General features: G+C 67.7%; 14 protein-coding genes. 10 read left to right on the top strand and 4 right to left on the bottom strand.

Going from position 1 to position 13,252, the window contains the following annotated elements; all coding sequences use genetic code 11:
- Window positions 1–131 precede the first annotated feature (131 nt).
- Window positions 132–1,157 (top strand): aldo/keto reductase, encoded by a 1,026-nt coding sequence (locus tag DFO45_RS22200; protein WP_245518223.1) that lies wholly within the window; start codon window positions 132–134, stop codon window positions 1,155–1,157.
- 36 nt (window positions 1,158–1,193) lie between these two features.
- Here DFO45_RS22200 and DFO45_RS22195 read toward each other — a convergent pair whose 3' ends face one another.
- Window positions 1,194–2,564 (bottom strand): amidohydrolase family protein, encoded by a 1,371-nt coding sequence (locus tag DFO45_RS22195; protein ID WP_133866563.1) that lies wholly within the window; start codon window positions 2,562–2,564, stop codon window positions 1,194–1,196.
- On the bottom strand, window positions 2,561–3,325 hold the full coding sequence (locus DFO45_RS22190) for a GntR family transcriptional regulator (RefSeq protein WP_348633849.1): 765 nt from the start codon (window positions 3,323–3,325) through the stop codon (window positions 2,561–2,563). The genes DFO45_RS22195 and DFO45_RS22190 overlap by 4 nt, the downstream gene beginning before the upstream one ends.
- Window positions 3,326–3,495: 170 nt before the next feature.
- Here DFO45_RS22190 and DFO45_RS22185 point away from each other — a divergent pair, with 170 nt between their 5' ends.
- Genes DFO45_RS22185 through DFO45_RS22160 form a run of 6 tightly spaced genes read left to right on the top strand, consistent with a single transcriptional unit; the run spans window position 3,496 to window position 8,670 of the window.
- Window positions 3,496–4,515, top strand: a complete 1,020-nt coding sequence (locus tag DFO45_RS22185; RefSeq protein WP_012172895.1) for an ABC transporter substrate-binding protein — start codon at window positions 3,496–3,498, stop codon at window positions 4,513–4,515.
- A 17-nt stretch (window positions 4,516–4,532) separates the two neighbouring features.
- Window positions 4,533–5,345, top strand: coding sequence for an ABC transporter permease (locus DFO45_RS22180; RefSeq protein ID WP_012172894.1), 813 nt, complete (start codon window positions 4,533–4,535; stop codon window positions 5,343–5,345).
- A gap of 4 nt (window positions 5,346–5,349) precedes the next feature.
- Entirely contained in the window at window positions 5,350–6,117 is a 768-nt protein-coding gene (locus tag DFO45_RS22175; RefSeq protein ID WP_012172893.1) for an ABC transporter ATP-binding protein, read from the top strand.
- A 29-nt stretch (window positions 6,118–6,146) separates the two neighbouring features.
- The gene (locus tag DFO45_RS22170) at window positions 6,147–6,872 is read left to right on the top strand and encodes an aspartate/glutamate racemase family protein (protein WP_133866561.1); all 726 of its coding nucleotides are present in this window, start codon (window positions 6,147–6,149) and stop codon (window positions 6,870–6,872) included.
- Between the two features lie 6 nt (window positions 6,873–6,878).
- Window positions 6,879–7,868, top strand: a complete 990-nt coding sequence (locus tag DFO45_RS22165; protein WP_133866560.1) for an NAD(P)-dependent oxidoreductase — start codon at window positions 6,879–6,881, stop codon at window positions 7,866–7,868.
- 13 nt (window positions 7,869–7,881) lie between these two features.
- The gene (locus DFO45_RS22160) at window positions 7,882–8,670 is read left to right on the top strand and encodes an SDR family oxidoreductase (protein WP_133866559.1); all 789 of its coding nucleotides are present in this window, start codon (window positions 7,882–7,884) and stop codon (window positions 8,668–8,670) included.
- A gap of 17 nt (window positions 8,671–8,687) precedes the next feature.
- Here the strand turns inward: DFO45_RS22160 and DFO45_RS25020 are convergent, their stop codons facing one another.
- A complete protein-coding gene (locus tag DFO45_RS25020; protein WP_012172889.1) occupies window positions 8,688–8,843 on the bottom strand; it encodes a hypothetical protein in 156 nt (51 codons plus the stop codon).
- Window positions 8,844–8,971: 128 nt separating this feature from the next.
- Here DFO45_RS25020 and DFO45_RS22155 point away from each other — a divergent pair, with 128 nt between their 5' ends.
- On the top strand, window positions 8,972–9,550 hold the full coding sequence (locus DFO45_RS22155; protein WP_133866558.1) for a nucleoside 2-deoxyribosyltransferase: 579 nt from the start codon (window positions 8,972–8,974) through the stop codon (window positions 9,548–9,550).
- Window positions 9,551–9,554: 4 nt separating this feature from the next.
- Here DFO45_RS22155 and DFO45_RS22150 read toward each other — a convergent pair whose 3' ends face one another.
- On the bottom strand, window positions 9,555–9,950 hold the full coding sequence (locus tag DFO45_RS22150; protein WP_133866557.1) for a carboxymuconolactone decarboxylase family protein: 396 nt from the start codon (window positions 9,948–9,950) through the stop codon (window positions 9,555–9,557).
- 174 nt (window positions 9,951–10,124) lie between these two features.
- Between DFO45_RS22150 and DFO45_RS22145 the strand changes: the two genes are divergently transcribed.
- Together DFO45_RS22145 and DFO45_RS22140 are read left to right on the top strand one after the other, a co-directional pair.
- Window positions 10,125–12,575 carry an ATP-binding protein gene (locus DFO45_RS22145; RefSeq protein ID WP_133866556.1) on the top strand — a complete coding sequence of 817 codons (2,451 nt, stop codon included), beginning with the start codon at window positions 10,125–10,127 and terminating at the stop codon, window positions 12,573–12,575.
- A complete protein-coding gene (locus tag DFO45_RS22140) occupies window positions 12,572–13,252 on the top strand; it encodes a response regulator transcription factor (RefSeq protein ID WP_133866555.1) in 681 nt (226 codons plus the stop codon). Before DFO45_RS22145 ends, DFO45_RS22140 begins: the two co-directional genes overlap by 4 nt.

The following is a 13,252-nucleotide window of genomic DNA, read 5'->3' as shown; positions in this document are numbered from 1 at the left end:
AAGAGCGTTGACACAAAAGTGCACCGGCTCGGTCAGCGAAGTCTCCCGGTTGGCAGCCCGCCTTCCTATCTTCGCCCCGCTGAATGCCAAGCGAAGGCAGGCAAGCCCTGCAACCACGCAAGGACGATCCCATGAGCGCAATGCAGACGCCTTTTCCCACCCGACCCTTCGGCCGCACCGACATGGCCATCACCCGTGTCGGCTTCGGCGCCTGGGCCATTGGCGGGCCGGACTGGGCGGTGGGCTGGGGCGCGCAGGATGACAGCGCCTCCGTGGCGGCCATCCGCCATGCCGTCTCGCGCGGCATCAACTGGATCGACACCGCCGCCGTCTATGGCCTCGGCCATTCCGAGGAGGTGGTGGCCGCCGCGCTGAAGGACATTCCTCTGTCCGAGCGGCCCTATGTCTTCACCAAGGCCGGCCTCGTGTGGGATGAAGCGGACCGCACCGCGCTGCCCAAGCGCGTTGGCAAGGCTGAGAGCATCAAGCGCGAGGTGGAAGCCTCCCTCAAGCGCCTTCAGGTGGAGCGCATCGACCTCTACCAGATGCACTGGCCGGCGCAGGACGGCTCACCCATCGAGGAATACTGGCAGGCCTTCCTGGACCTCAAGCGGGAAGGCAAGGTGCGGGCGGTCGGCCTCTCCAACCACAGCGTGGAGCAACTGGAGCGCGCCGAGGCACTGGGCCATGTGGATACGCTCCAGCCGCCCTTTTCGGCCATCCGCCGCGATGCGGGCGCGGCGGAGATCGCCTGGTGTCACGCCCATGGCACGGGCGTCATCGTCTACAGCCCCATGCAGTCCGGCCTGCTCACCGGCCGCTTCACGGCCGAGCGCGCGGCGCAACTGCCGGCGGACGACTGGCGCTCGCGCAATGCCGAGTATCAGGGCGAGAACCTGACCCGGAACCTCAAGCTCGCCGATGCGCTGAAGCCCATCGCCGCCCGCCACAACAGCTCGGTGGCCGCCGTGGCAGTGGCCTGGACGCTGGCATGGCCGGGCGTCACCGGCGCCATCGTAGGCGCCCGCTCGCCCGATCAGGTGGACGGCTGGCTGGACGCCGCGACGCTGGAACTGACGGCGGACGACCTCTCCGAGATCGCCAAGGCCATCGAGACCACGGGCGCCGGCACCGGCCCCATCCGCCTCGCGGCCTGACGGCAGGCGCCTGCGCGTTGAATGGCGTGCGGGCGCTTATGCGCTGACGCGCGGCGTGCGGCCGGCGCGTTCCCACAGCCCCCGTGCCACCTTCTGGGCGGCGGCGACCACCTCGTCGCCGTCGAAGCGGGTGGGGCGGCCGCCTTCCAGCAGAACTGTGCCATCCACCACCACCGTGTCCACATTGCCGCCGGAGGCGCTGTGAACCACGAGCCCCGGCCCGTCGATGAGCGGGGCGAGGTTCGGCGCGCGGGTGTCCAGCAGCACCAGATCCGCCCGCGCCCCCACCTTCAGCACGCCGATCTCGCCTTCGAGCCCGAGCGCCGCGGCGCCATTGTGGGCGGCCCAGCGCAGCACATCGTGGGAGGAGACGGTGAAACCCTCGCCGCGAATGCGGGTGGCGGCAATCGCCATGCGCATGGCCTCGAACATGTCGCCCGACTTGGTGTCGGTGCAGAGGCTGATGCGTGCCCCCGCGCGCTCCAGCGCCCGCATGCTGGCCACCGAGCCGTGGGCCGCATTGCCCACCGGTACATGGGCGACGACCGCGCCGCGTGACCCGAACAACGCCATGTCGCTCTCGGTCATGTGGATGCAATGCCCTGCGATGAGGCGGGGGCCGAGCAGGCCCACTTCGTCCATCAGTTCCACCGGCCGCTTGCCGTCGCGGGCCTGAACGATCTCCACCTCCATGGGGGACTGGTGGAGGTGGGTGTTGAGGATCATCTGCCCCACCTCGGCCACCTCTGCCACATGGCGCAGCAGGCCGGGCGAGCACGTATCCGGCGCATGCGGGCCAAGGATCGGCGAGATGAGCTCCGAACGGCCGGACCAGACCGCAACGAAATCCATCGCCTCGCGCAAGGTGCGCTCGCCCTGGTCCCGGTCCGCGCGCCATTCGCGGCGGGCGAGGGCGGACGTGTCCGCATCCATGATGCGGCCGCCAATGAAGCTGCGCAGGCCGATCTCGTGGGCGGCGGCGGCGAGCGCCATGGGATGGCGATAGAAGTCGACCACCGTCGTGGAGCCGAAGCGCAGCATCTCATAGGCGCCGAGACGGGCGAGGAGGAAGGCCTCCTCCTCGGATAGCATGTCGCCCTGGGGGATGCCGGGCGTATAGGCCGGGGCAAAGCCCACGTCCTCCACCATGCCGCGCACCACCATGAGGGGCGTGTGATTGTGGGTGTTCACCAGCCCCGGCATCAGCAGGTGATCGGGCGAGCCGACGGTCTGCCGGGGCGCGAACAGCCGGGCGGTCTCCGCCGCAGGCCCGATATGGGTGATGCGGTTGCCGGTGATCGCCAGCGCGACATCGGACAGCACCGTGCCATCGGCATCGAGGACCAGCGCCGCGCGGGCGCGGACCAGCAGGTCGCAGGGCTCTGGGGCGGCGAGGGTGGCGGTCATGCGGCGGCCTTTGCGAGATTGGCGAGCACGGCCGTGCCCGTGCGGCGGGTATGATCGGCAAGCGAGGCAGCGAAGCCGGCCGCGTCGCGGGCGCGCAGCAGGGCCATGAAGGCCTCATGCTCGGTCAGCGAGGCGTCCCAGCGCTCGTGATCGTAATTGGCCTGCGCGCGGGCGCGATAGATCTTGGCGTTCATGGCGCTCCAGGTGCCGAGCAGCACGGGATTGGCCGCGAGGCGGGTGATCTCCGTGTGGATCTGCTGGTTCTGGCGGAAATAATCGGATCGCCGCTCGTCGCGATGGAAGGCGACAAGATCCGCATGCATCCCTTCCAACCGGGCGATGTCCTCGTCCCGCGCGAGCGTGCAGGCGAGGCGGCCCGCCAGTTGCTCCAGCGCCTCCATGAGCTGGAACACGTGGGCGATCTCCTCCGCATCCACCGGCGTCACCACCGGCGTACGGTGCGGCCGCAGCTCGATCAGACCTTCGGTGGCGAGCACCTTGAAGGCTTCGCGCAAGGGCGTGCGGGAGACGCCGAAGGTCTCGCACAGCATGCGTTCGGGCAACGGGCTGCCGGGGCGCAGCTCGCCATCGAGCACCATCTCCCGCAGGCGGGCCAGAAGCTGGCCGTGCAGCGAGGCGGTCTGCAACGGCCGGCTGGCCTCCTGCGCCGAGAGCTTGAGCCGCATCGGCTTGAAGCGGACGCGCACCTTCGGCCGGGCTGGCCGGTCGCTATCCGCCTCTGCGCCCTGCCCATTTTGCAACTCTGGCGTTTTTTTAATCGACTTGCCCATAAATGCGGCTTTCAAACCGAAGCATTGCGTGAATATATCATTGAAAAAACGCACGAAAACAAAAATCGCATACCGAATTCAACTTCCTCAGGGGCCGTGCGGAGACCGCCGCCGGGCCGGTGACAATTCAGGGGATCTCCATGAAGCGTTTGCTCAGCCGCATCGCTGTCGCGCTCGCCGTGGTGGCGGGCGTTGCCTCCGTCGCGCAGACCGATGCCCGCGCGCAGTCCGAGCCCACCATCAAGCTCGGCTATGCCAAGTGCGCCCACTGCACCCCGCTGGTGCTGGTGCCGGACTATGCCAAGGGCGCGAAGGTGGAAGCCATCGGCTTCAACACCGGCAATGACGTGCTCACCGCGCTGCTCTCCAAGAGCATCGATGTCGCGCAGGTGACCTACCTCCATTACATCACCGCCCTCGACAAGGGTTTTGACGTGGTGGCCATCTCCGGGCAGGTGGAAGGCGGCTCGCAGATCGTGGTGCAGAACGACCTGCCCCTGAAGGAGAATGACTGGGACGGCCTCAAGGCGCTGATCGCCAAGTACAAGGCCGAGGGCAAGCCCTTCCGCGTCGCCGCCTCCCGCGGCAATGCGCAGGACATCCACATGCGCGGCGCCTTCGCCAAGCATGGCATCGACGTCAACAAGGACGTGCAGTTCATCAATATCCCGAACCCGTCCGACCACATTCAGGCGCTGCGCCGGGGCGAGGTGGAGCTGATCTGCACCGTGGAGCCCTTCGCCACCCAGATCGTGCAGGCCAATGCGGCGAAGCTCTTCGCCTATCCCTATGATCAGGCGGCCGGCAACCTCACCAATCTGATGCTCACCCGTTCGGACGTGGTGGCCGCCAACCCCAAGGGGCTTGAGTCCACCGTCAAGGCCATCGTCGATATCGACAACAAGATCGCGCAGGACAAGCCGCTGTGGGTCGGCGTCATCACGAAGGTGACGGGCCTCGACAAGACGGTGGCGGAAGGTGCGATCAACAACCTGATGCCGGACTACAAGATGTACCGCAAGGAGGCGCTCGCCATCGCCACCATGATGCGCGACCTCAAGTACATCTCCAACGACGTCTCCGCGCAGGTGGAGAAGAACCTGAACTACCAGTTCCTTGAGGCGGCCACCGGCAAGCCCAAGACCGAACTCGGCTACTGACGGGCGGACGCACCACCATGGCCATGCTGCTGCGGAGCTGGAGGCCGGAACGCTTTGTCGTTCCGGTTCTCATCCTCGCCGGCTGGGAGATGTTCTCCCGCTCCGGCGCCCTGCCGCCGGCGCTCCTGCCGGCGCCCTCCGCCGTGGCATGGGCCTGGCTGGACTGGGTATTCGACATTGACGGCAATACCCAGTCCTATGCCGGTCATTGGATCTTCGACGTGATGGCCAGCACCTGGCGCGTGGCGGCGGGCTTCGGCATCGCCACCGTCATGGCGGTGTTCCTCGGGGTGGCCATCGGCTGGTCGCGCTTCATCGAGGTGACCATCGAGCCGACCCTGCAGATGCTGCGGCCCATCCCGCCCGTGTCGTGGATCCCGCTCGCCATCATCTGGTTCGGCATCGCCGACAAGCCGGCCATCTTCCTGGTTTTCCTCGGTGCCTTCTTTCCCATCCTGCTCAACACCATCCATGGCGTGAAGACGGTGGACCGCAATCTCATCCGCGCCGGCGCCATGGTGGGCGGCGGCCAGCGGCAGCTGCTGCGCTTCATCGTGCTGCCCGCCGCCATGCCCTCGATCTTCGCGGGTCTGCGCATCGGCATCGGATCGGCCTGGATGCTGACGGTGACGGCGGAGATGGTCGCGGTGAAGAGCGGCGTCGGCTACGTGCTGTGGGACAGCTATTACTTCCTGCGCTACGACATCGTGCTCGCCGCCATGGCCTCCATCGGCCTGCTCGGTTACCTGAGCGATCTCCTCATCCGCCTCATCTCCGCCCGCGTGCTGCGCTGGCAGCAGGGCACGACCCTCAGCGGCTCGGAGGGCTGATCAGATGGCCACCATCGAGATTTCCGGCGTTTCCAAGATATTCAAGGACGCCAAGCGCAAGACCGACGTCACCGCTCTGTCCAACGTGGACGTGACGGTGAAGCGCAACGAATTCCTGTGCCTGCTCGGCCCCTCGGGCTGCGGCAAGTCCACTCTGCTCAACATGATCGCCGGCTTCGACAAGCCTTCCACCGGCACGGTGAAGGTGGACGGGCAGGTGGTGGCGGCGCCGGGGGCGGACCGCGGCGTCGTCTTCCAGCAAGCCAATCTCATGCCCTGGCTGCCGGTATGGGAGAATGTCGCCTTCCACCTGAAGATGCGTGGCGCCCAGAAGGGCGAGCGGCGCGACAAGGCGCAGATCTATATCGACATGGTGGGGCTCAGGGGGTTCGAGAACCATTATCCCTCCGAGCTTTCAGGCGGCATGAACCAGCGCGTCGGCATCGCCCGTGCCCTGCTCATGAACCCCGGCGTCATCCTCATGGACGAGCCCTTCGGCGCGCTCGATGAGCAGACGCGCATGGACATGCAGAACGAGCTGGTGCGCATCTGGGAAGAGCACAAGGGCACCATCGTCTTTGTCACCCACGGCATCGACGAGGCGCTCACCCTTGGCACCCATGTGGCGGTCATGTCGGCCCGACCCGGCCGCATCGCCGAGATGATCGAACTCGATTTGCCCCGCCCGCGCGACATCACCTCCCCGCGCTTCAATGACGTGAAGCGCCACATCCTCGACCTGCTGCGCCCCCACGGCGCGGCGCACGGCTGACCCTTTCTCTTCGAGACATCAGGCGCATCATGACGAAACGTGTTCTCCTCGGCATGCTCACCCCCTCGTCCAACACTGTGCTGGAGCCGGTGACGCAGGCGATGGTGGCGGGGCTGCCCGAGGTCTCCGCCCATTTCGGTCGCTTCAAGGTGACGGAAATCGCCTTGTCCGCCACTGCGCTGAAGCAGTTCGACGACACCGAGATCCTGCGCGCGGCCGAGCTTCTGGCACACGCCAAGGTCGATGTGATTTCCTGGAACGGCACCTCGTCCGGCTGGCTGGGTTTCGAGGCGGATGAGCGCCTGTGCGAGCGCATCACCGCCGCCACCGGCATTCCCGCCAACACCTCCATGCTGGCGCTGAATGAAATCCTCGCGGCCAAGGGGGCGAGGACGCTCGGCTATGTGACGCCCTATCTCGATGCGGTGCAGGAGAAGATCGTTGCCAACTACGCCGCGCTCGGCCATGCCTGCAAGGGCGACAGGCATCTGAATCTTCAGGACAATTTCTCCTTCTCGGAAGTCAGGGCCGAGCAGCTGATCGCCATGACCCACGAGGTCGCCACCGAGAAGCCGGACGCCATCGCCGTCATCTGCACCAATCTGCGCGCCGCGCCGCTGGTGGAGAAGCTGGAGGCCGAGACCGGCATCCCGATCTACGACACCATCGCGACCTCGGTCTGGAAGAGCCTGAAGATGGCCGGCGTGGATACCCGGCGGGTCACCGGCTGGGGCTCCCTCTTCCGGGATCTCTGAGCGGCCATGACCGTTCTCGTCACCGGCGCCTCCGGCTTCATGGGTCTTGCGGTCAGTGAGGCCCTGCTGGCCCGTGGCGCGCATGTGGTGGGGCTGGACCTTGCCGCCCCGCCGGAGGCCGCACGGCGCGCCTTCGCCCGGCTGCCGGGACGGTTCGAGGCCTGCACGGCGGACATGCGCGATGCGACCGCCGTTCAGCGCGTCGTGGCGGAGAGCGGCGCCCGGCGCATCGTCCACCTTGCGGCCGTGACCGCGGATGCGGCCCGAGAGCGGCGGGCGCCGGCCTCGGTGTTCGAGGGGAATGTCCTCGGCACGCTGAACCTCATCGGCGCCGCGCAGGCGGCGGGGGTGGGGCGTATCGTGCACGTGAGTTCCGGCGCCACCTATGGCGCCAGCGGGCGGGAGCCGGATCTGCTGCGCGAGGACGTGACGCCGCTGAAGCCGGAAGGGCTCTATGGCATTTCCAAGCAGGCCGCGGAGGCCGCCGCGCTGCGGCTGAAGGCCCTGCACGGGCTGGATCTTCTGGTGGGCCGCCTCGGCACCTGCTTCGGACCGTGGGAATATGTGACGGGTGTGCGCGACACGCCGAGCGCGCCGCTTCAGGTGCTGCTCAAGGCGGCGCGTGGTGCGCCCGTCATCCTGCCCCGCCCGCATGTGCGTGACTTCCTCTATGCCCGCGACGGGGCGGCGGCCATCCTCGCCTTGCTCGACGCCGAACGGCCTTCCTTCGACATCTACAATCTCGTGGCGGGTTTCGTCTGGTCGCTGGAGGAGTGGTGTCGGGGGCTTTCCGCCCGCTGCCCCTCCTTGTCATGGCGTTTCGGCACGGCCGATGAAGAAGGCGCCATTGCCCTTTATGCGGACTACGACCGCGCGGTGATGGATGCGTCGCGGCTTGCCAGCGATCTCGGCTTCGCGCCCCGCTTCGGGCTGGCGGAGGCGCTCGCGGATTACGTGCCCTGGTTCGAGGCCAATCCGGACCTCTTTTTCAACTGATCGGGATTTCAGCATGCTTCCACCCGACGCACGGCGCCTCACCGGGCGCGTGGCCATCGTCACGGGCGGCGCCTCGGGCATCGGCCGGGCCATTTCTCGCCTTTTCGCAGCGCATGGCGCCCGCGTCATCGTCGCGGACGTGACGCAGACGGTGATCGAAGGCGGCATGCCGACGGTGGAACTGATCGCCGCCGAGGGCGGGCAAGCGCTCTTTCAGGGGTGCGATGTCTCGGACGGAACGCAGGTCGATGCGCTGGTGGCGCGCGCCGTCGCGGAATTCGGGGCGCTGGATGTCATGGTCAACAATGCCTGCATCCGGCATCCCCGGGCCCTGCTGGAACTGGACGTGGCGGACTGGAAGCGGGTTCTGGATGTGAACCTGACCGGCGTCCTGCTGTGCTGTCAGGCGGCGGTGCGCCAGATGCTCACGCAGGCCCCGCGCGATGAGGTGCGCGGGCGTCTCATCAATCTCTCTTCCCAGCACGGCATGATCGCGGCGCCCGGCGATCTCGCCTACGGCACCACCAAGGCGGCCATTGATTACATGACGCGGCAGATTGCGGCCGACTATGCCAAAGAGGGCATCGTCTGCAATGCGGTGGCGCCGGGGAAGATCGTGACCGGGCAGGGCGGGCGGCTGCTGGACGAGGACGTGCTGGACCGCGCCCGCCGCCGCACGCCCTGGCCGCGCTTCGGCAGGCCCGAGGACGTGGCGCGCGCGGCGCTGTTTCTCGCCAGCGATGAGGCAAGCTTCATCACCGGCGAGACACTGATGGTGGATGGCGGCTGGATGGCTGCCTGAACCCTCAACCTGTCCGATCAGCGCGAAGGCGGGTCCACCTTCACGCCGTTCGGGCCCACCTGGATCTGGAGCGAGCGCTCCTTCTCTTCGTGCGCCTGATAGGCCTGATAGGCAAAGACGCCGCCGCCCACGACAAGGACGGCGATGATGGCGTAAAGCGCGTTGCGGCTCATGGGGGCAGCCCTCCGTTGGATTTCGGTGGGTCAACGCAAGCTCGGCATTATCGGTTCCATGGTCCCGTTCGCGCTTTCGCCAGCCGCAGTGAGCGTGGCATAAGCCTGCGGAAAGCCGGGAGAACGATGTGGCGCGGGTCTATCTTGCGGGGCCTGAGGTGTTCCGCCCCGATGCGGCGGCGGAAGGAGAACGGCTGCGCGCGATCTGCGCCGGCCATGGGCTGTCCGCCATCTATCCGCTGGACGGGGGATCGGCAGAGGACCATGCGCTGGGCATTCGCGCCCGCTGCATTCTTGGTCTTCGGGCCGCCGATGCGGTGGTGGCGAACATCTCCCCGTTCCGGGGCGCGCATATGGACCCGGGCACGGCATGGGAGATCGGCTTTGCGCAGGCGCGCGGCCTGCCTGTCTTTCTGTGGTCGTGCGATCCCCGCCCCATGGCCGAACGCATACCCGCCGCGGATGGAGACGGCACCCCGCGCGATGCGGACGGCCATCTGATCGAGGATTTCGGGCAGCCGGAGAATCTGATGATCGCGCCGCCGGGCACGCCGGTGCACGCTTCCCCGGAAGCTGCGATCGCAGCGGCAGCCCACCATATCGAACTGGCGGGCAAGCTGCGCATCGGGCTGCTGCCGAAGATTCTCATCGCCCTCGCCGCCGCCTGGGCGGCCGGAATGCTCGCCCAGCTCTTCTTCCGGCACTGACCTCTCAGGTCGCGGAGTCGATCTCGCGGAAGACCTCCTGCGCGAGGCGCGTGGTTTCCAGCGCCACCGGCACGCCGCAATAGACGCCGATCTGGAGGATGGTCTCCTGGATCTCCTCCCGCGTCGCGCCATTGGTCAGCGCACCGCGCACATGCAGCTTCAGTTCGTGCGAGCGGTTGAGCGCGGAGAGCATGGCGATGTTCAGCAGGCTGCGGGTGCGCCGGTCGAGGCCCGGACGGCCCCAGATGTTGCCCCAGCAGTATTCCGTCACCATCTCCTGCACGGGCGTTGAGAATGCGTCCGCGTTGGCCAGCGCCCGCTCCACATATTCGGCCCCGATCACCTCCTTGCGGATCTTCAGGCCCGTTTCATAGAGCGGGCGGGGCGTCTCATCGGCCATGGCAACCTCTGTGGTGTGTTCGCGGCGCGCTTGCCGCATCGGATGCCGCAGCAGAGCATCCGTTTCCACGCCATGCAAACGCTTTGCCGCCCATGATCGGGTGGATCGGAGAGGGCTGGTCAGCACCTTGGGCGCGGCGTATCAAGGCCGTGGAGCGAGGGGCAGGCTGAGGCGATGTCGCAACCCGAGGCAGCGGCAAGGAAGGTCCATCCGCTGGACCGCTGGACGGGCGAGTTCACCGAGCGGGGCCTGGAGGCGGCCTATGAGCAGGCGAGCCTCGGGGCAAGCCGGGCCACCGCCTTTGTCGCCATTTTTGGCACCACCCTCGCGAGCCTGTCGTTCCTGCCGCTCGACCTGCAACTCATCGGGCCGCCGGATCTCTATCTGTTCGTGGGCATCCGCTGCGTCATTCTGGTGCTCGGTGTCTGCGCCTTTCTGGTCGTGCGGCGCGAGGACACGCTGCGCGGCATCATCATCGCCACCTATGTCCAGCAGATCCTGTTCTATTTCCTCAACGGCATCATCTTCGACCACCCCGCCCTGACGCGGCACGGTGGCCTGCTGCTGCCGATCATGGCGCTGGCGCTGCCCATGCTGCTGCCGGGGCGGATCTGGCTCGCGGCGCTGGTCGGCGCCTACGGACCGCTCATCAGCCTGCTGTTCTGGGGCGCGTTGAAGGTGCCGCCGGAGAGCCCAGCTAATCTCAGTGTCATCCTGCTGGTGGTGGGCGTCGCGCTCGGCGTGGGAATAGCCGCCCGCCGTCAGCTCAACGGCATGCGCCGCGCGCAATTCCTCCACATCGAGCGCGAGCGGCAGGTCAATGTCGAACTGCTTGAAGCCAAGGAGGCGGCGGAGGCCGGCGCGCGGGCCAAATCCCAGTTCCTCGCGGTGATGAGCCACGAGATCCGCACCCCCATGAACGGCATTCTGGGCATGGTGCGGCTCGTCCTCGACGGCCCGCTGGAGGCGGCCCAGCGCGAGCGCCTGCGCGTGGTGCTGCGCGCCGCAGAGGCCTTGCAGGTGACCCTCGACGACGTGCTCGACCTCTCCGAGCTGGAACAGGGTGCGCGGCTCGAACTGGCGCCGCTGGAGCTCTCGCGCGTGCTGCGGGATGCGGTGGACTTGATGCGGCCCCGTGCCGATGAGAAGGGGCTCGCCCTCGAGGTGGCGCTGGCGCCCGACGTGCCGCCTTGCGTGCATGGCGACGCCGCCCGGCTGCGGCAGATCCTGCTCAACCTGCTCGGCAATGCCATCAAGTTCACTGAGGTCGGTCACGTGCGGCTGACCGTCTCGCGCACGAGCCGGCCGGAGAGCGCCGGCCGTATGGGCCTGCGCTTCACGGTGGCGGATACCGGCATCGGCATTCATCCGCAGGAGCGGGCGGGCCTCTTCCACGAATTCGTGCAGGCCGATGCCAGCATCCGCAGGCGCTTTGGCGGCTCGGGCCTCGGGCTCGCCATCTGCAAGCGGCTGGTGGAAGCCATGGGCGGCGAAATCGAGGTGGAGAGCACGCCGGGCGTCGGCAGTTGCTTTACCTTCGAGGTGCCGATGGACGTCGCCTCGGCACCCGTGCCGGAAGAGCGCTTCGCCGTGGTCTCTCCTGCCGCGCGACCGCTGAAGGTGCTTCTGGTGGAAGACAATGAGGTGAACCGGCAGGTGGCGCTGGGGCTTCTGGAGCGGGCGGGGCATGCCTGCGCCGTTGCCGAGACGGGCCCGGAGGCCATCGGGCGCGTGGCGGCGGAGATGTTCGACGTGGTTCTCATGGACATCCAGATGCCCGGCATGGACGGCCTCGAAGCCACGCGCCGCATCCGCGCCGCGGGTCAGAGCCTGCCGATCATCGCCCTGACCGCCAATGCCATGCCCGAGGATGTGGCCCGCTCTCTGGCGGCGGGCATGAACGGACATCTGGCGAAGCCCGTCCGGCCGGAGCAATTGGAGGCTGCGCTTGCGCGCCTTGCGGGACACCCCGCTGGGGCCGGGCTGGCCGAAGGCGCTGACGTGCTGCTGGTGTCCCGTTCGGGGACAAGCGCCCGCAGCCGGCTGGAACGCCTCGGCTTGCGGGTTTTCCCTCTGCCCGACCTTGCCGCCGCCAGAACCATGCTGGCGCACCGGAGCTTCGCGCTGATGGTGGTGGCGGGCGACGTGGATCTGGCGATGGCGCGGGAACTGGCTCGCTCATCCGGCCTGCGCCTCGCCCTCTGGGTGGAGGGCGCGGACGGGCCGGCACCAGCTCCGGGCGAGATCCGGCTGGACCCGGCGGCGCCGGATGCGGTTCTGGAGGCGGCGCTGTTTCAGCAGCCGGACCCGGCGAACCTTGCGCCTGTGGACTTCGCCAGCCTGTTCGATCCGGGCAAGCGCGAGATGCTGCGCGCATTGTTCGTGAAAGGGCTGTCGGATCAGCACGCGGCGCTCCGGCAGTGCACGGCTGGAGACGAGGCGCGCGCCATTGCCCACCGCCTCAGCGGCAGCGCTGCCAATATGGGTGAGGTTGATCTTGCCGATCGCGCCCGCGCCGTGATGGTTGCAGACCCGGAGAGCTTCAAGCCGGCGATGGCCGAACTGCTGGCGGCGCTCGCGGCCCGGCTTGAGGCCGGGCAGGACACCATGGTGCCTACGCAATGAGTGCGACTGTTCTGATCGTCGAGGACGCGCCGGAGAGCCTGGAGATGATCTCCACCTTTCTGGAGGAGAACGGCATGCGGACGGTCCGCGCCGCCTCCGGAGCCGAACTCAAGTCGCGGCTTCAATCGGTGCAGCCGGACATCATCCTGCTTGACGTGAACCTGCCGGATGCGGACGGCATCGCATTGGCCCGCCAGCTTCGGCTCGGCGCCAGCTTCGGCCTGATCTTCGTGACCGCCCGCGATTCCGACGAGGACGTGCTGGCCGGCCTCGATGCCGGGGGCGATGACTATGTCACCAAGCCCATCAATCCCCGCACGCTGCTCGCCCGCATCCGCAGCGTGCTGCGGCGGGCGCGCGAGCCGGTCATTACCTTCGATGGCTGGATCCTCGACGTGGTGCGGCGCGAACTGTTCCGGCCGACGGGCCAACTCGTGGAGCTGACAGCGGGCGAGTTCAACATTCTCGTGGCGCTCGCCTCGCGCCCGCAGGAGCCGCTGTCGCGCGATTTCCTGCTGGACGTGATCTCCAACCGCGATCCGCGCGAGATCTCTTCCCACACGGTGGACAATCTCATCGCCCGCCTGCGCAAGAAGATGACCCATGAGGGCCTGCTGCCGCCCATCGCCACCGTGCGCGGCGTCGGCTATGCCCTGATGCCAACGCCACCCCGCTGA

The organism is Azorhizobium sp. AG788, assembly GCF_004364705.1.
GTDB classification, from domain to species: Bacteria; Pseudomonadota; Alphaproteobacteria; order Rhizobiales; family Xanthobacteraceae; genus Azorhizobium; species Azorhizobium caulinodans.
This window is presented reverse-complemented; position numbering and strand designations above follow the sequence as displayed.